This is a genomic window from Nocardiopsis sp. TRM 82005 (genome assembly GCF_056312425.1).
This window is the reverse complement of record NZ_JBWDTQ010000075.1, coordinates 1-841: the sequence shown is the minus strand read 5'-3', so window position 1 is coordinate 841 and position 841 is coordinate 1. Positions and strand designations below refer to the sequence as shown.

Sequence of the window (841 nt, the reverse complement as noted above, 5' to 3'; positions counted from 1 at the left end):
CGCTGCGGCGGGCGAACACATCCATCACCACTGCCAGGTACAACCACCCCTCGTCCGTGGGCACGTAGGTGAGCTCAGCGGTCCGCTCCAGATTCGGCGCCGTGGCGGTGAAGTCCCTTTCGACCAGGTCCGGTGGTGCCGAGGCCATCCGGTCCTGGCAGGTGAGGCTCTTGTGCCCGGTGTGGCGGTGCGCCCCGGCCAGGTCGTGGGCGCGCGTCAGTCGAGTGATCCAGTTGCGTCCCACCCCGAGCCCGTCGATCTCGGCCAGGTCGGCTTGGAGACGGGGAGCGCCGTAGGTGCCCCGGGGCTGCTTGTGGTGGTGGCGGATCCGCTTGGTCAGCTCGGCGTCGGAGCGTTCCTTGGCTGTGGGGCCGTCCTGGGTGCGGTGGTGGTGTTTGTAGTGGCCCTGCCGCGACACACCGAGCAGCTGGGTCATGCGGGAGACGGGGTGGTGTGTCTCTTCTTCGTCGATCAGCCGGTAGATCACCTGCTGGTCTCCTCAGGCGAAGAAAGCCGTGGCTTTGCGTAGGATCTCGCGTTCCTCGCGCAGTTGCTTGTTCTCGCGGCGCAGTCGGGCGGGCTCTTCCTTGTCGTCGCTGGTGGTGCCGGGGCGGGCTCCGCTGTCGTTCTGGGCCTGGTTGACCCAGGTGCGGATGGTCTGGGCGGAGGTCTCGAACTCGCGGGCGAGCTCCTCGGGAGTGCGTCCGATGCGGGCGAGCTCGATGATGTGCTCGCGGTACTCCGGCGGGTACGCGGGGCGGGTTCTGGGCACTTCAATCTCCTCGTTCGATGGCAAAGTATCCGAAAGCGGACACCTGTCCACCGAACCGAAGCAAGATCA

At 66.9% G+C, this 841-nt stretch carries 2 protein-coding genes; both read right to left on the bottom strand.

The genetic code is table 11. From position 1 onward, the window contains the following. A partial coding sequence (locus AC0T5L_RS27130) for an IS3 family transposase (protein ID WP_476168335.1) occupies nt 1-487 on the bottom strand: 487 nt, incomplete at its 3' end. Between the two features lie 12 nt (nt 488-499). Then, nucleotides 500-772, bottom strand: a complete 273-nt coding sequence (locus AC0T5L_RS27125; RefSeq protein WP_476168334.1) for a transposase — start codon at nt 770-772, stop codon at nt 500-502. Between the last annotated feature and the right edge of the window lie 69 nt (nt 773-841).